This window comes from Pelagicoccus enzymogenes, assembly GCF_014803405.1.
GTDB classification, from domain to species: domain Bacteria; phylum Verrucomicrobiota; class Verrucomicrobiia; order Opitutales; family Opitutaceae; genus Pelagicoccus; species Pelagicoccus enzymogenes.
The window spans coordinates 447,954-465,048 of the sequence record NZ_JACYFG010000051.1 but is presented as its reverse complement, the minus strand read 5'-3'; the positions used below and the strand labels follow the sequence as shown (position 1 = coordinate 465,048).

Sequence of the window (17,095 nt, the reverse complement as noted above, 5' to 3'; positions counted from 1 at the left end):
AACAGCTAAACCGAAGCTACGGATAAGGCCAACTCCCCTGCTGGGTGATCTGCCCTCTTATATGAGAATGAAAGCCAACCTGGAGCCCCGCCCCTCTCATCGAGCCGCCTCTGTCCCCCCAAAAGCAATCCTTGCCCAGCGACAACGGATCCCCTAAAGGCTCTCTCCAATGAAGATCGTTATCGTTGGAGCCGGCGAAGTCGGCACCCATTTGAGCGAAACCCTGAGCATCGCCGACCACGACGTCACCGTGATCGAGCGCGACGACACGCTCGCCAATACCCTTTCCGAAACGGTGGATGTGCGGGTGGTCAAGGGCAACGGAGCCTCCGCAGGCACTCTCCTCAAAGCAGGGGCCAACAAATGCGACTTCTTCCTCGCCATGACCAGCAGCGACGAGACCAACCTCGTTTCCGCCTCCTTGGCCAAAGCCCTCGGCGCCACCAAAACCTTCGCTCGAGCCCACGACGCCACCTACCGCGACAACTCGCTCATCAACCATCAGCGCCACTTCGGCATCGACCACTTGGTCAACCCGGAGGCCCTCGCCGCGGTCGAGCTGGCCAAGCGCATCCGCAATCCCGGCCGCGTCGCCGTCGAAGACTTCGGACGCGGCCAAATCGAGGTAAAGTCCATCGAAATCCAGCCGGGCGCCAAGGTTTGCAACGTCCCGCTCAAGGATCTGAAACTGCCCGGCAACATCCGCATCGGCCTCATCCAACGGGGAGAGAGCAACATCGTCGCCAACGCCAATACCACCCTCACGGTGGGCGACCAGGTGACCGTCTTCGGGCATCCCGATTCCCTCTTCGAGACCAAGGCCCTCTTCGATCCCTCCTCCAAAGGATCAGCCAAGATCACCGTCACCATCCTCAGCGGCACCGAGATCGCTATCTCCCTCGCCCGACTCCTCTCCAACCCGCGCTTCAAGATCCGCATCATCGAGAAGGACCTCAAGCTCTGCCACACCCTCGCCGAGCGGTTGCCCAGCGTAACCATGATCCACGGCGACGGAACCTCCCTGCGCGTGCTGGAGGAAGAGGAAGTCGGCCACTCCGACTTTTTCGTAGCCTGCCGCAAAGACGACGAGGACAACATCATGACTTGCCTCCAAGCCTTCAAGCTAGGAGCCAAGCACACCATGCTCGCCATCAACCGAGCGGACTACATCGAAATCCTCGAGAAGCTGAACACCAACCTCGGCGTCGAGCTCGCCGTCTCCCCACGCATCGCCGCCACCAACGAAGTCCTGCGCTACATCGGCAAGAAGCCCTTTATCGAGCTCGAGGACCAAGTTCGCCAAGAAGCCGACAACAACGTGATCATCGAGCTCGATATCGCGGAAAAGTCGGAGGTCGTCGACAAGCGGATTAGGGACATCAAGTGGCCCGCCGAGTGCGTGATCGTCGGCCACGAGCACAACTACATGCCCAAAACCCCGACCGGGGACGACATCTTGCAGGCAGGCGACTCCATCATCGCCATCATCTGCAAAGGCCGCATCAAAGAGCTGCTCAAGCTCACGAAGTAAGCCGCGGCATGCGCATCCTCTCCTCTGACATGCCTACCGGTTTCAATCCTCATTTCCCAGCCCTCACTCCTCAAAAGTGAACTTCCCTCTCGTATCGAAACTTCTCGGCGTCGTGATGCTCATCCTCGCGATCGCCTTCGCGGTATGCCTCGCCACCGCATTCTGGCTCGATTCTCCGCAGCAGCTGGAGCTCACCATCCGAGCCTTCGTGGCATCCGTGGGGATTTCCCTCTTCGCCGCCGCCCTCTTCTTCTGGGTCGGTCGCAGCCACACCAAAAAGTTCTTTCGCAAGGAGGCCCTCTGCACCATCGGCCTAGCATGGTTGCTCGCAAGCCTCATCGGAGCCGTTCCCTACGTCATGGTGCTTCCTGACGCCGACATGGCGGACGCCATCTTTGAGAGCAGCTCCGGACTGACCACCACTGGAGCCTCCGTATTCGGCGACCTGGAGAGATTCCCTCCGAGCCTGATGTTCTGGCGCTGCCTGAGCCAGTGGGTGGGGGGCATGGGGGTCGTAGTCTTCTTCGTAGCCGTGCTCGGCTTCATCGGAGTCGGAGCGAAAATGCTCTACGCCAACGAAGCCTCCGGCACCGTCAGCGAATTCGAAGAAAGCCGCATCCAGTCAACGGTCGCCAAGCTCGTCTGGGTCTACGTTGGCCTTTCCGCCGCATGCTGCCTCGCCTACTGGGGCGCCGACATGCCTTGGTTCGACGCCATCTGCCACACCTTCACCACCGTGTCTACCGCCGGTTTCAGCACCCGCTCCACGAGCTTCGCCGCCTTCGATAGCCCCACCATCGAGTGGATATCGATCATTTTTATGACCCTGGCTGGCCTGAACTTCATTCTGATCCTACGCATCTGCATGGGCCGCTTCCGCTTCGTCCTGCGCAACACGGAGTTCGCGGCCTACATCACCATCCTCGTGATCGCCTGCGTGCTGGTGAGCGCCTTCCTCCGATTCGACGGGACCGGCTGGTCCACCGAACACGCCATCCGCGCCGGGACCTTCCAAGTCGTTTCCATCATGACGACTACCGGATTCGCCACCGAAGACTTCACTCAGTGGACTTCATTGCCCCAAATGATGCTGCTCTTCCTTATGCTAGTGGGCGGCTGCACGGGCTCCACCGCCGGCGGCATCAAGATTTCCCGGCTCGTAATCGCCGTGCGCCAGTCCATTCTCACCATCGAGCGATCCTTCCGTACGCGAGTCGTCCGTCAGATTAGGGTCAACGGACAAACCCTCAGCTCGCAATCGATCAGCGACGTGAATTCCTACCTGGTGCTCATCGCCAGCGTCATCTGCGGTTCCATCCTCCTTGTCTCCGTCTTCGAAACCAGCCACGCGATCGATACCAACCTCAGCATCGTTTTCGCCTGCCTCTTCAACGTCGGCCCCGGCATCGCAGAGGTCGGCCCTACGGAGAACTTCGGCTTCCTGCACTACCACACCAAGCTCTTCCTCTCCCTGCTGATGGTTATGGGACGCCTCGAACTCTACGCCATCCTCGCCCTTTTCGCCCCGCCGCTCTGGAAGCGCTTCTCCTGAACGACAAGTCAACTCCAAGTCCGCCTGCGAGCTAACTTTTCAATGACTTACCAAACTCGCACATGATCTTGAAAATTCCGCTGTCATGACTTTTCAAACGGGCCAAGTCCGACGAGCTGCCGTTGCTCAAATCACAATAGCCAGTAAAACGAGATAGCATCTTGGCGTTGGGAGTCGGGAACCCCATGGTCCATTGAGGGAAATGCCGACTCTTTATCCGAGACGTCTTTACGAGTCGCAGCTCACCGTGCCGCGGATCCCGCATGATGCGCTTGTAAGTAGCCTCTACCTTATCCTCCGGACCCTCCAACATCTGAAAGAACATACCTTTAACGTACGTGAGCATGCCGGATATACCGTCGCGGCTGTTGTTGAACCTTGATTTCTGCAACAAGGCACGCAGCTCCGCCTCGTCAAATGGCCTTGTGGCACGGCTCGTATAAACGAGGCAGCTGAGATTCTGTTGATTAACGATTTCTAGAAGATTGCCCATAACGTTCATACATCGTTCAGCACATCCAAAACTGAAGCTCTCTACTCATTTTTTTGAACAAAACAATTTCAACATTTATATCCTTCGCTTCATTAGTGGTTCACATAATACAAAACATTCCGGTTGTGCACCCATTTTGGGCACAAAAAAACGCGCTCCCTTGCGGGAACGCGTTCTGGAAAGTCTTGGCGTATCAGCAGGCGGACTACTCGTCGCCGTCGTCACCGATCGCTTCTACGGGACAGCCTTCGAGCGCTTCCATGCAGAGGTCGATGCCATCCTGGTCTTCCGGCTGCTTGTAGACGAAGGAGTAGGCCTCGTCGTCGTTGCGGGTAAAGAAGTCTGGGGCGGTTTCACGGCAGAGGTCGCAGTCGATGCACTGCTCATCTACGTAAAACTTGCCGGCTGCGTTGTCTGACCACTTATCGGATTTGTCTGCCATATCTGCGTTTAAACCTAAATTTCCCCCGCCCTGTCAAGATACGAGCGCTAACGATCCAACCAGCTAAGCACCCCCTTGGCAGTACGCTCCACCGCCCCGCGGCTCCCGGCATGCCAAGCCAATCCTCCGGCGCTCATTTTAGCTCGCGCTTCCAGGTCTTGGCTTAGGCTTACAATCGTCTGGATGGCCTCGCCCTCGTCCCTCACTTCCCGGGCCGCCCCGCGCTGCAGCAGCCCCTCCCGGATGCTGCGGAAGTTGGACATACCCGTACCAAAAACCATAGGTTTTCCCAATACGCCGCACTCCACCGGCGTTTGCCCCTCAGTATGAGGCGGCAAGGACTTGCCCACGAAAGCCAAGTCGGACAACTGGGTGAGAGCTCTCAACTCCCCATGCGTATCGGCCACCAGAATATCGAGTTCATCCTCCGGCGCTCCACGGCTCTTGAAATGAAAACGAAGGTCGCTGGCGCGCTGGCGCAGCATGGCTTCGATCTCGTGACGACGCTCCGCGTGGCGCGGCACGATCAATAGACGCGCCTTGGAATCGCGCTCGCGAATCGCCCGCAAGGCATCGACCAGCATCTCTTCCTCCCCGGGCCAGGTGGACGAGCCCAAAAGCAAGAACCCATCGCTCAAGCCCATCTCCGCCCGCATCGAGGCGCAGGTGACCGCGTCGAGGATGGGCTCGATGGTCACGTCCACCTTGATGTTCCCCGTCGTCGTCACCCGATCCTCTGGAGCCCCGAGGGCGAGGTAACGCTCTCGATCCAAGTCCGAACAAGCGAAAACTTGGCTTGTATTCGAAAGTACAGTACGAAAAAAGCCACGCAACTTCATGGCTCGCTTGAAGGAGCGATCCGAGAGGCGGCCATTGACCAGAAGAAATGGCACCCCTCGCTTCACGGCTTGATGCGTGTGCTCTGGCCAGAGCTCCGTCTCCGCGCAGATAGCCAAATCTGGATCAATCTGATCCCAAACGCAGGAGCTGAACGGACAAAAGTCGATCGGGAAGTAAGAGATCCCCACCGCTAACTCGCTGTATTTTTCCAGCGCCAAGGCGTAGCCGGTACTCGTCGTAACCGTAAGATAAATCTCGATACGCTCGTCAGCGGCCAAAGCCTTCAGCAAGGGCTCGATCGCCAGCATCTCCCCTAGGCTCACCGCCTGTATCCAAATGCGCTTGGAACCGGCTTTCTTTTGCGGGACCTGTAAACCGAGACCAAAACGCGTTCCAAAGCGCTCCCGATACCCGCCCCGCTTGCGGATATGCAGCAGATACCCCGGCAAGGTCAGCAGCCAAAGCGGCAGAAAAAGGACTCTATAAATCCAAATAAACACCCGCCCTCAAAACCAAGTCTACCGACGCAAGGCAAGCCTCCCTCTCGCCATAATCACAATCCGAACCACTGCCGCCACCTCTCGCCCGCCCCAGCTTTCCAGCCCTGTCCGGGGCCCCTTCACCCCCAGAAGCCCTCATTGACAAGCCACCCCTCGAACCTATTCTGCGCCTTTCTAAATCAAGATGGATCACCTTCACGCATACTGGAGAATGGAATACGTGAAGCAGGAAAAGACACCTGCTCAACGGCGCCCCTTTGTCGACTTGCCCAAGATGGACAACGACAAGGAAACCCTGATCCTCTCTCGCGAGGAGCACAGCTTCATCCTCATGAACCGCTACCCCTACAACGCCGGGCACCTACTGATTCTCCCTTACCGAGAAGTGCCTGACCTAGAGGATCTTAGCGACGAGGAGCTGCTCTGCTTCACCAAGACCACCCTCAAGGCCAAGAACCTGCTAGCCAAGGCCCTCAATCCCAACGGCTTCAATATCGGAATCAACCTCGGCGAGGCTGCCGGAGCCGGAGTGCCCAAGCACCTGCACCAACACGTCGTCCCCCGCTGGAGCGGCGACACCAACTTCATGCCGGTCCTCGGTTCTACACGAGTCCTCCCCCAGTCGCTGGAAGCCATGTGGGAGCACCTCAAGGAAGTGCTGAAGAAAGAGTTCTAGACGGAAGCGCCCTGCCCGACGCCTCCAAAAACTCACTCCTCGTCACTCACTATTTGAAATGCCCAACCGCAAGATTCACTTCCAAAGCCCGCGACAGCTGAGCGAGCTCTACTGCGGCGACCAGGACAACCTGGATTTGCTGGAGTCCACCTTCCACGCCACCGTCGTCTCTCGCGACAACTGGGTCCAAATCGACGCCGTCAAGGAGTCCTCTATCGACGCCGTAGCCGACGTTTTCGAGCTGCTGCTGGAAGGGCGCGAGCAAGGGCTATCCGTCAAGAAGGCAGACTTCCAGAAGACCGTAGCCGGCGTCTCCGCAGGCAAGCAAGACGAGCTGCGCTCCCTTTTCGAACGTGGCACCGTCATCAAGACCAAACGCAAGAGCATCGTTCCCAAGACCTTAGGCCAAAAGCAATACCTGAGGTCCGTTTTTGAAAACGACATCGTATTCGGCATAGGACCTGCAGGTACGGGTAAAACGTATCTCGCTATGGCCGCCGCCGTCTCCCTGCTCATCGAAGGCAAAGTCGAACGCATCGTCCTCAGCCGCCCCGCGGTCGAGGCGGGCGAGACCTTGGGCTTCCTCCCCGGAGACCTCCAGGAAAAGATCCTGCCCTACCTTCGCCCGCTCTACGATGCCCTCAACGACATGCTCAGCCCGTCCGACATCGAAAAGCTCACCGAACGCGGCATCATCGAAATCGCCCCGCTCGCCTACATGCGCGGCCGTACCCTAAGCAATTCCTTCGTAATTCTCGACGAAGCCCAGAACACCACCTCCGAGCAAATGATGATGTTTCTTACCCGCCTGGGCGAAGGCAGCCGCATGGTCATTACAGGCGACCTCACTCAGGTCGATATTCCTAAGCATCGCTCCTCCGGTCTCCTCGAGGTCAAAAACATACTCAAAGGCTTGAAAGGCATAAACTTCCACTTTTTCGAAGCAGGCGACGTCGTGCGCCACCACCTGGTGCAGAAGATCATCCAAGCCTACGATCGCTACCGCGACACGCACCAGTGAGGGGGGCAAAGCTTGCCCGAATTTGAATCATTTGATCACTAGAGAGTCTCTCATCGTATGCCCGTTTCCGAGCAACTAAAGGCATGGTTCCAGAAGACGTTCCCCAAGAAGAGGAAACGGCGCACTGAGACGCCTTCGACCCTGCCTCGTTTCCTTGAGGAAAGCTCCCTCGTGGGCGCCTTGGTCTTTCTGACGACCGTGGCCCTCATCGTGGTGACCAGCTTCGTCGGCATCAAGCCCAGCGGATTCCAAATCCTGCCCAACCAGGTCGCGTCCATCCGCATCGTCGCAGCGGACTCCTTCTCCTACAGCTCGCCCATCCTGACCGAGCGCCGACGCCAGCAACTGCTCAAGGAGGCCCCCCACGTCTACCGCATAGACATGGCGCCCTACAACGCCTTCAAGACGCACGTTAAGCAGCTCGTGAGAGACATCGCGGCGTTCCGCGAAATCAAGGACGACCTGATTGTCGGCCAAGCGAAAAACCGCATCGCGGCCATCACCAGCGACTTCAACGCCAAGGGAAACTACCGCCTCACCCCCGAGAGCCTGTCCCAAATCGTCGAAAACACCGACCAAAAGACCTTCGAAAACCTCATCGAGACCGGACTGATCAGCATTGAGGAAAGCTTCAAGCTCGGCATCTACGACGAAAACGATCCCACCTTCAAGTTCAGCAAGGGGGCCGTCGCCATCTTCCACATCGCCAATCAAGACAGCAACATTGGGCAAAAGCGGGTCGAATCCATCGAGGACGCCCTGCGCTCCGTGCGCATCAATTTGCGCGCCTCCAACGTCCAACCGCAGACGGCCGACGCCGTCATCCGCATTTTCCGCGACGCCATCAAGCCCAACCTCCGCAAAAGCGAGGCCGAGATGGAAATCCGCCGGCAGGAACTGCTGGCTTCCCTGAAGCCGGTCATCGTCAACGTGCAAGAGGGCGCCTCCATCATCGAGCCGGGGCAACCGGTCACCCAGGAGCAACACGAACAGCTCAAGGAATACCAACGCCATATCGCCGACAAGAACGCGGGGACCGTAGACAACCAGCTCATGGGCCGCATCCTCCTGGTGCTCGCCATGGTGATCGCCGCCACCTTCTACATCCGCCTCGAGCACCGGCGCACTTTCCAGTCAAACGGACGACTCGCCCTCCTCTCCTTGGTCGTTTTCGTGAACCTGCTGCTGGTGCGCACCTGCTTCGAGCTCGGAAACATCGAAACCTTCCTCTACGACAACCAGCTCTCGGCCATCCTGCCCTACATCACGCCGACCGTGCTCGCGCCCATGCTGGTCGCCATCCTTATCGGCACCGGCCCCGGCCTGCTCATGGCCCTCATGATCAGCCTTTTCACCGCGGTCATGTTCGGTAACCGACTCGACCTGCTGGTCATGTCTTTCCTCGCCTCCACCGTGGCCATCTACGTTTCCCGCAACCTGCGCAAGCGCGGGCGCGTGGTCACCGCCGGCTTCTTCGCCGGAGCCAGCGTCGCCGCCTTCACCCTGCTTTTCAACTGGGTGGACGGCATGCCTTGGTCCACCTTGATCTACCAAATGGTAGGCGGCCTAGCCACCGGCCTCGTCGAAGGCGTCGTAGTGGTCGGCGTGCTCCCCATCCTAGAAGGGCTCTTCAAGCGTACCACGGACATTACCTTGCTGGAGCTCTCCGACTACAATCACCCCTTGCTGCGCCGCATGCAACTGGAGGCCCCCGGCACCTGGCACCACTCCCTCATGGTCGCCAACCTCGCCGAAAACGCTTCCAACGCCATCGAAGCAAACGGACTGCTCGCCCGCGTAGCCTGCATGTTCCACGATATCGGAAAGCTCGTAAAACCGGAGTATTTCACCGAAAACCAGCTCGACGGATATAACCCGCACAACGAAAAGACTCCCTCCTTCTCCGCCCTCGTCATCAAGTCCCACGTCAAGGAAGGCGTCGACCTCGGTCTTACCTACAAGCTGCCGCGGCCCATCATCGACGTAATCCGCCAACACCACGGCACCAACCTGATCCGCTTCTTTCACCATAAGGCGAAACAGCAGGCCGAAGACCCTTCGCACGTGCAGGAGTCGACCTATCGCTACGACGGTCCCAAGCCACAGTTCAAGGAAAGCGCCGTCATCCTCCTAGCCGACTCCGTTGAAGCCGCTTCCCGCTCTCTCGCCAAGGTGACTCCCCAGAACGTGGAGGAACTGGTCGACCGTATTTTTGCCGCAAACATCGAGGACGGGCAGTTGAATAACTGCCCTATCACTATCGCCGAAGTTGCCAAGGTCCGCGAATCGTTCATCTTCACCTTGCTCAATTCGCTCCACACCCGCATCGCCTACCCCGGACAAGCGAGCGGCGAAAAAGCTTCCAAGAAAACCTCGACCAAGTCGGATGACCGAAAAACAGAACGCGCCAGCGCGAGTACAAGTAAATAGTCTGTGCCCAAGACTCGAATACGAAGAGTCCGAAATAGAACGCCTCATCAACGTCCTCGATAAAGCAGGAGCATTCGACGCCCCTCCCGGCGAACTGTCTATCGCCTTCGTCGAAAAAGACTACATCGCCCAACTGCACGACCAGTTCATGGGCGACCCCTCGCCCACGGACGTCATCACCTTTCCGCCCGATCCCGACACCGACCAAGCAGGCGAGATAATCGTCTGCCCCCAAGTCGCCCGCGAATTCGCGAAAAAGGAAAACCTCTCTTTCAGCGACGAACTCTCCCTCTACCTCATCCATGGCTACCTGCACCTCTGCGGCTTCGACGACATCGACGACGCAGACCGCGCCCTCATGCGCCGCGCCGAGCAACAAGCCCTCGAAGTTGTCCGCAAAGCCAAAGCCATGCCTTCCTTCAATCTCGCTCCCTAAAGATTAACCTCCCACCGGTAAGGCTCAGTAGTAGAGCCCGAAGTTCAGATTGATCCGCTGCTGCCAATCGTCGAACGGATTTCTCCCCATGCGTTGCCCGTAAGGAACCTCTCCTCCCACAAATTCGTTTCCATTGGAGAAGACCCAGTCCAAATAAACATACCACGGGCCGCGGGCGAAGGCCGTTCCAAAGGTAACGAACTCGCTGTCGTTTAGCCCATCGTCAGGCTTAACGACCGAGCTGTATTCAAAATACGGGCGCAGCGAATCGAGCCATTCCAGGTTCTGAGTATCGACAAGATAACTCACCGATACGGCAGGTACATAGGCCCGAGCGGCCGTCTCGACTGGAAAATCATAAGCGCCGAAAGTCGTGACGTCACCCACCCCGTCCAGCTCGTAGTAACTCAACTGAGTACCCAACTTCCAGTTCCCGATATCGGTGACCGCATGAGCAGATGCAGCCCAATGGCTACCGTCTTCCAAGCCTCCCATTCCATCGAGCTCGCCCAATTGTAGCGACACGCCATAGGTACCAGACATACCCTCGTTTGACTCCCACGCACGCAGAGCCCTGAAGTTAACTTGGTTGCGCTCCTCGAAGCCAACTCCCCCCTCCGCGACGACATCATAGGAATAGCGAGCGCTCCGTCGGGTCGCTCCCCGCCAATTTCCTTCTGCTCGAGCGAAATAAGCGAAGTCGTAAGTCCAGTCTCCGCGCCGCGTGTGATACTTGACGCCGAGATCCATATCGTCGGCCAAGCCAACATAATAATGCTGGTCGAAAAACCAACTTTGAGAAACGCCATACGGGCCAGCGCCAAACGGCGCCCGCGTCATGCCCACTTCGATATGGCTCGTGTCGTCGGTGCGATACCCCAGCCAGCCGGTATGCAAAAAATTGTATCCGCTGTAGAAGCGATACTCTCCCTTCGCCAGCCACGGCCCGTTCTCATAGTCTACGTTGAAGCGAAACGTATCCAGCTCAGCGACACCTCCGTGCCCTCCACGCGAGGGAGCATCGCCCCCGCCAGGGTAATCTCCTAAAACGAAGTTTACCCGAACCGCTCCGCCGATCTGCAGCACACCTCCGCTCGCATCTTCGACTGTTATCCCGCTCCCTAATCCTTCGGTTCCCGAAGAATCCTCAGCCGCTCGCTCATCCACAGCCGCTAGAGCAGCCTTCGCTTCCGCTAGTTCAGTTTCCAATTGAGCGATCCGCTGCTCCAGCTCAACACGGGATTGAGCGCTTGATGTCGCATGCAATGCGACAACCACGCAACCCAGTATCAGCTTTCTCGATACCGTACAAAAACCCTTAACTCTCATAATGACTTCTCCTTTGCGGGCTAGCGAATCGCCTCCATGAAATTCAAGTGACGCTCATACTGGTCAAGTACGTCATGTATAATTTCATCCTTGCTCCAATTCATCACTTGGTAGCCCTGCCCTCCCTCGATCAGATAAACCTCGGGCCGACAGTACCGAAGTTCCTCGAGGCGTTTACCTTTTGTATCCACCATAGCAAACGCAGGAGCTTCATAGGGCACGACACGTATGCTGTAATAAAAGTCGGGTTCCTCGCCATGCCCGACCTCAAACCAACAACGCCCGTCTTCTCCACGAGCCACCCGGCCCTCCACCGACTTCTCCGCAAACGCCCTCTTTACATCTTCGAACGCCGGCTCCACCACTTGGTCGATGAAACGCAGAACCTCCTGCTCTTTCGGATGAAAAAGCAACTGCCCCAATCGGTGCTGCCAAGCGACCCCTTTACCTTCACCCGACAAGATCGGTCGTCCCACTGGCCGAGCCCCCATCTTAGCAGACTCAACTCGCAGGGAACGCATCAGTCCCCAACACATGAATACCATAACCAAGGCGAAAGGTAAGGCGCTCGCAATGGTCGCTGCTTGCAAAGCGCCCAAGCCGCCCGCCAGCAGCAAAGTGATCGCCACCACGCCCTCGGCCGAGGCCCAGAAGAGCCGCTGCCAAAGAGGCGACTCCGCCTTGCCACCCGAAGTCAACATATCGACCACCAAGGAACCGGAGTCCGAAGAAGTGACGAAGAAGGTGATCACCAGCAGAGTTGCGACAAAAGACGTTATACTCGAAAATGGCAGGTGTTCGAAAAACTTGAACAAGGCGACCGAGGTGTCGGCCGACACTGCCGTCGCCAGCTCCGCGATTCCCTGTTCCAGAATCATGTGCAAGGCCGTATCTCCAAACACGGTCAGCCAAAGAAAGGTAAAGCCCACCGGCACGAACAAAACGCCAATCACGAACTGCCGGATCGTCCGCCCGCGCGAAACCCGAGCGATGAACATGCCCACAAACGGCGACCACGCGATCCACCAGCCCCAGTAGAATAATGTCCAACCGCCAATCCAGCCGCGGGGCTCATACGCATACAAGTTGAAGGTACTCTCGAAGAGGTTCGAAAGGTAGTTGCCCGTGTTCTGAACAAAGGTCTCCGCGATAAAAAATGTCGGTCCCGTAACCAGGACAAACAACAGCAGAGAAAGGGCGAGCACCACGTTCAGCTCAGATATGCGACGAATTCCAGAGTCCAGGCCCAAGCCCACCGACAACGAAGCAAAGCCAGTGATGACCACGATCAGCACGACCTGCATTGTCGGCGAAACCGGCATGCCAAACAAGTAGTTCAACCCGGAATTCACTTGGATCACGCCGAAACCAAGGGAAGTCGCCACGCCAAACAAAGTACCCAAGACCGCGAAGATGTCAGCTGCGTGGCCAATCGGTCCATAGATTCGATCCCCAATCAACGGATAGAATGCCGACCTTATAGTCAGAGGCAAATTGTGGCGGAACGCGAAATACGCCAATGACAAGGCCACCACCGCATAGATCGCCCAAGCATGCATGCCCCAGTGGAAAAACGTGATTCGCATCGCATCGCGAGCCGCTTCCACCGTTTCTGCCGAAGCCTCCGGCGGAGCCGCAAAGTGCATCACCGGCTCTGCCACTCCGAAAAACATAAGCCCGATTCCCATGCCCGCCGAGAATAGCATCGCGAACCAAGAGGTATAGCTGTAGTCAGGCTCGCTGTGATCCGGCCCTAGCTTAATATCTCCATATCGAGAGACGGCGACCAGAAGCACAAAAACGAGGAAGCCCGCCACCGCCAAAACATAGAACCAGCCAAACTTCTCCGTGACCAGATCCTGCATACCGCCAAAAACGGATTGGGCCTGCTCCGGTAAAACTGCCCCAAAAAGTACGAAGACCAGGATGAGCAGAGCCGATCCATAAAACACCGGCGGGTTGATTTCCATGCGGAAAAACCGCTTTTGTTGTCCCTTTTCATTCTCTTCCATAAGCCGGTCGTTCCTCTAGAGGATTCAACGAAATGCGGTCATCCACTCGGCGCCGCGGTCGAGAGCGCTTTCAACAGAGGAAGCTTCTCAACACCGTTCACAACAAACTGAACCGCGATCACCGCAAAAAGCAACCCCATCACCCGACGCAAAATCCGCAGCAAAATCGGATTAAGCCAGTTTCCCCCTTGAGCAGAGGCGCTGAGCACCAGGTAGCTCACGAAATAAACTGCAGGAATACTCAGCAAAAGCATCCCGCTGTCCCAAAATGACGTCGCTTGGCTCTTGAGGATAATCACCGTGGACACCGCCCCAGGCCCGCAAAGCAAGGGCACCGCAAGCGGCGTCACCCCCACATCCTCCTTGTCGCGAGCGACCGCACGCTCCTTCTCATTCAAACGCTTCGGAGCATCCGGAGCCCTCACCATCTCAAAGCCGATAGAAAACAAGATGATTCCCCCCGCGATCTGCAGAGCGGGCAAGGTGATCCCCAACAGACTGAAGACGAACTCGCCCGCCAGAGCGGTCAGGATCAACAAGCAGGTGCCGATCGTGCACGCCATTCGAGCCGCCGCGCGACGCTCCTGCAGAGTATCTCCCGGAGTGATCGCCAAAAAAGCAGGCACTACCGAAAAAGGGTTCACGATCGTGAACAAGGAGACCGCAGACAGGAGCAGGAACTCGATGGAAAACGCCATCCACCAATCCTCACCCCTCCCCCCGGAAAAAATCAACTAAGTTCTGCCCGCAAGCGAAAGCAAGTCCTCTGGCTTCGTCCCTCGAGCCCTCAATTCACGCAACCCCAGCGAGCCAGCCCGCTTAGCAAGGCGCCTTCCCTCTGTATCCAATATTAAAGGACAATGAAAAAAGTCCGGTGCCTTTTCTCCTAATGCGCGGTATAACAAAAGCTGCCGCGCCGTGGACGCCAGCAAGTCCTCGCCTCGCACCACCTCCGTGACGCCTTGCGCCAAGTCGTCCGCCACCACCGCCAGCTCGTAGGACGGGAAGCCATCCTTTCGCCATACGAGGAAATCGCCAAAGTCCTCCCCCGCCACGAAACGCTGCTCTCCCATACGCCCGTCCACGAAGGCGATCGCCTCGCCATCCGGCACCCGAAAGCGCCAGTTGATAGCCAAGGCGTCCGCTTCAGTCCCGAAGACGAAGCGACGCTCCCGACAGGTTCCCGGGTAGACAGGCTCCTGCCCTTCCACATGGGGAGCCCGAATCGCCTCCGCTACGTCCTTACGCGAGCAGGAACAAGGATACACTGCCCCCGCCTCGCGCAAGCGACCGAGCGCCTCCCGAAACCAAGACAAGCGCTCGCTCTGGCGCAGCACCTCGGGCTCCCAACGCAACCCCGCCCAGGCCAAGTCCTCCTCCAAGGCGTCCACGAACTCCGCCTTGCAACGAGCCTGATCCAAATCCTCGATACGCAAGAGCAACTTGCCCCCCGCTGCCCGAGCCCGCCGTTGAGCCTCCAAGAAAGTACAAGCATGCCCCAAATGCATATAACCCGTCGGAGTCGGCGCTACCCTTCCCACATATTGTCCAAACTCACTCTTCATTTTCCTTCAACCATTCACCATTCGTCCACCTGTCATACCCTGAGCACTACAAGTGTAGTTTAAACAAACTTTTTCTTGCCTGAACAGATTCACGTAGCTTTATTCGCCTAACTTAACTTTTTCAGACACCTGATCAAACTTAAGACTATGAAGCTCACGGTAATTATTAACAACCCACTCCTCTCCATGAGGAACGAGCGCTTCTAGGACTTAGCAGATCAGAAGGCTCGTCACAAAATTCGCGGGCCAAGCATACAATTTCCCTCCCATCCCCTTGGCCCGCCTCACGGCGGGCCTCTTTTTTTGTCCGCGTTTGAAGCCGGAGGACACCGTTCCTCGTTCAAAACAACTCTTCCAACTCCTCGCGGACACATGACTCTAAAACTTCACGACGCCTCCGGCAAAACCTTGTCTGGCCCCAAGCTCGTCTGGACCCTCATCTCCGGGTTCCGCAGCATGTACCTCTGGGCAGCCCTCGCCCTGTTCGTAGCCACCGCCTTCCAGTTCGTCATCCCCCTCATCGGCAGCGCCACCATCGACTACGTCCTGATGGACCAACCCAAGCATGACGAGCCGCTGCTCCAATCCGTCATCACCCTCATCGGCGGTCCCCAACGCGTCGGGCAAAACCTCTGGATCCCCGCCGTGGCTATGCTGGCCTTAGCAGCTCTCGGCGGTCTCTTCAACTACTACCAAAAGCTGGCCGCCGCCAAGGCCTCCGACGGCATTTGCAAACGCCTCAAGGATCAGCTCTACGACCACATCCAACGCATGAGCAACCGCCACCTTGACCAGACCCAGACCGGCGACCTCGTGCAACGCTGCACCTCCGACGTGGAGACGACCCGCATCTTCCTAGCGGCTCACATCGTGGAAATCGGCCGCGGGCTCATCCTCATCGCCACCGTGCTGCCCATCATGCTCTCCATGCACGTCGGCCTTACCATCGCATCGATGGCCCTCATCCCGGTCATCATCCTCTACAGCTACCTCTACATCAAGAAGGTGAAACACCTCTTCACCGAGGTGGACGAAGCGGAAGGGCGCCTCACTTCCGTGGTGCAGGAAAACATAACCGGCATCCGCGTCGTACGGGCGTTCGGGCGACACGACTTCGAGATCGCGAAATTCGAAAAGCCCAACGCCGAATACCGCGACTCTAGCATCAAGCTCATCAACATCATGTCTTGGTTCTGGTCGGTCGCCGACATCGCCAGCCTCACACAAATCGGTATCGCCCTCATCGCCAGCAGCTACCTCGCCATGCAAGGCAGCGTAACGATCGGAACGATCTTCGCCTTCCTCGCCTTGCTCAATATGGTGCTCTGGCCCGTGCGCATGATCGGCCGTATCCTTACCGACTTCGGAAAAACCGCCGTCGCCCTGCAACGCATCAACGAAATCCTCACCCAGCCCTTCGAAACAGAGGGCGACCAAGTCACGCTCACTCCCGATCGCCCCGTGAGCGGGCGCATCGAATTTGACAAGGTCACCTTCGCCCACAACGAAACCGAGCCCACCGTGCAAGACATCAGCCTGCAGGTCGAGCCCGGCGAAACGCTGGCCATCCTCGGCCCCTCCGGTTCGGGCAAGACCACCCTCATGCACTTGCTGCTTCGCTTCTACGACTGCGACAGCGGAAGCATCAAACTTGACGGCATGGACGTGAAGGAGCTCGACCGAGCCTATCTTCGAGCCCAATTCGGAGTCGTGCTGCAAGAGCCCTTCCTCTATTCGCGCAGCATTCGCAACAACATCCAATTCGGCGTCAGCGATGCCCAGCAATCCGACATCGAAGCCGCTGCAAATATGGCCTGTATCCACGAAACCATACAAAATTTTTCCGATGGATACGATACTGAGATCGGCGAAAAGGGAATCACCCTCTCCGGTGGACAACGCCAGCGAGTCGCCCTCTCCCGAGCCATATTGAGGAACCCGCCCATCCTTCTGCTCGACGACGCCCTCAGCGCCGTCGACAACGAAACCGAGTCCTCCATCATCGACGCCCTGCAAAACCGCCACGGTAAGCAAACCACGGTCGTCATCGCCCATCGCCTCTCCACCCTTGCCCACGCCGACAAAATCGTGGTGCTCGAAAACGGCAAGATCACCCAATTCGGCACCCACCAAAGTCTCACCGCAGAGGACGGCCTCTACCGTCGCCTTTGGGCTATTCAAACCCAACTCGAAGCCACCCTAGCAAAAGAAACGGAAGGCAGGGGCGACCATGGTCGCGAAACCACAACCTCCGCCTAGCACCAACCC

14 protein-coding genes are annotated in these 17,095 nt (G+C 57.7%); 7 read left to right on the top strand and 7 right to left on the bottom strand.

The annotated features are described in order from the left end of the window. Positions 1 to 169 precede the first annotated feature (169 nt). Positions 170 to 1,531 carry a Trk system potassium transporter TrkA gene (gene trkA, locus IEN85_RS20785; protein ID WP_191619024.1) on the top strand — a complete coding sequence of 454 codons (1,362 nt, stop codon included), beginning with the start codon at positions 170 to 172 and terminating at the stop codon, positions 1,529 to 1,531. 76 nt (positions 1,532 to 1,607) lie between these two features. Beyond that, positions 1,608 to 3,083 carry a TrkH family potassium uptake protein gene (locus IEN85_RS20780; protein WP_191619023.1) on the top strand — a complete coding sequence of 492 codons (1,476 nt, stop codon included), beginning with the start codon at positions 1,608 to 1,610 and terminating at the stop codon, positions 3,081 to 3,083. A 31-nt stretch (positions 3,084 to 3,114) separates the two neighbouring features. On the opposite strand, the gene IEN85_RS20775 is transcribed toward IEN85_RS20780, so the two are convergent. From IEN85_RS20775 to IEN85_RS20765, 3 genes are all read right to left on the bottom strand, one after another. Further along, on the bottom strand, positions 3,115 to 3,576 hold the full coding sequence (locus IEN85_RS20775; protein ID WP_191619022.1) for a BLUF domain-containing protein: 462 nt from the start codon (positions 3,574 to 3,576) through the stop codon (positions 3,115 to 3,117). A 205-nt stretch (positions 3,577 to 3,781) separates the two neighbouring features. Then, on the bottom strand, positions 3,782 to 4,018 hold the full coding sequence (locus tag IEN85_RS20770; RefSeq protein ID WP_191619021.1) for a ferredoxin: 237 nt from the start codon (positions 4,016 to 4,018) through the stop codon (positions 3,782 to 3,784). A 47-nt stretch (positions 4,019 to 4,065) separates the two neighbouring features. Then, positions 4,066 to 5,307 (bottom strand): 3-deoxy-D-manno-octulosonic acid transferase, encoded by a 1,242-nt coding sequence (locus IEN85_RS20765; protein WP_191619020.1) that lies wholly within the window; start codon positions 5,305 to 5,307, stop codon positions 4,066 to 4,068. Between the two features lie 235 nt (positions 5,308 to 5,542). Here IEN85_RS20765 and IEN85_RS20760 point away from each other — a divergent pair, with 235 nt between their 5' ends. From IEN85_RS20760 to ybeY, 4 genes are read left to right on the top strand one after another with little or no spacing between them, the layout of a single operon-like run. Continuing rightward, positions 5,543 to 6,034, top strand: a complete 492-nt coding sequence (locus IEN85_RS20760; RefSeq protein WP_191619019.1) for an HIT family protein — start codon at positions 5,543 to 5,545, stop codon at positions 6,032 to 6,034. A 58-nt stretch (positions 6,035 to 6,092) separates the two neighbouring features. Next, positions 6,093 to 7,055, top strand: a complete 963-nt coding sequence (locus tag IEN85_RS20755) for a PhoH family protein (RefSeq protein ID WP_191619018.1) — start codon at positions 6,093 to 6,095, stop codon at positions 7,053 to 7,055. Positions 7,056 to 7,112: 57 nt separating this feature from the next. Next, positions 7,113 to 9,485: an HD family phosphohydrolase gene (locus IEN85_RS20750; RefSeq protein WP_191619017.1), complete on the top strand. Its 2,373-nt coding sequence runs from the start codon at positions 7,113 to 7,115 to the stop codon at positions 9,483 to 9,485. Then, positions 9,442 to 9,921, top strand: coding sequence for an rRNA maturation RNase YbeY (gene ybeY / locus IEN85_RS20745; RefSeq protein WP_191619016.1), 480 nt, complete (start codon positions 9,442 to 9,444; stop codon positions 9,919 to 9,921). Before IEN85_RS20750 ends, ybeY begins: the two co-directional genes overlap by 44 nt. 24 nt (positions 9,922 to 9,945) lie before the next feature. Here ybeY and IEN85_RS20740 read toward each other — a convergent pair whose 3' ends face one another. From IEN85_RS20740 to gluQRS, 4 genes are all read right to left on the bottom strand, one after another. Continuing rightward, a complete protein-coding gene (locus tag IEN85_RS20740; RefSeq protein ID WP_224772754.1) occupies positions 9,946 to 11,130 on the bottom strand; it encodes a hypothetical protein in 1,185 nt (394 codons plus the stop codon). A 140-nt stretch (positions 11,131 to 11,270) separates the two neighbouring features. Further along, positions 11,271 to 13,262, bottom strand: coding sequence for a BCCT family transporter (locus IEN85_RS20735; RefSeq protein ID WP_191619015.1), 1,992 nt, complete (start codon positions 13,260 to 13,262; stop codon positions 11,271 to 11,273). Positions 13,263 to 13,300: 38 nt separating this feature from the next. After that, entirely contained in the window at positions 13,301 to 13,960 is a 660-nt protein-coding gene (locus IEN85_RS20730; protein ID WP_191619014.1) for a MarC family protein, read from the bottom strand. Between the two features lie 36 nt (positions 13,961 to 13,996). Then, positions 13,997 to 14,827, bottom strand: a complete 831-nt coding sequence (gluQRS, locus tag IEN85_RS20725) for a tRNA glutamyl-Q(34) synthetase GluQRS (protein WP_191619013.1) — start codon at positions 14,825 to 14,827, stop codon at positions 13,997 to 13,999. Positions 14,828 to 15,199: 372 nt separating this feature from the next. Here gluQRS and IEN85_RS20720 point away from each other — a divergent pair, with 372 nt between their 5' ends. Next, a complete protein-coding gene (locus IEN85_RS20720) occupies positions 15,200 to 17,086 on the top strand; it encodes an ABC transporter ATP-binding protein (RefSeq protein WP_191619012.1) in 1,887 nt (628 codons plus the stop codon). Positions 17,087 to 17,095 lie beyond the last annotated feature (9 nt).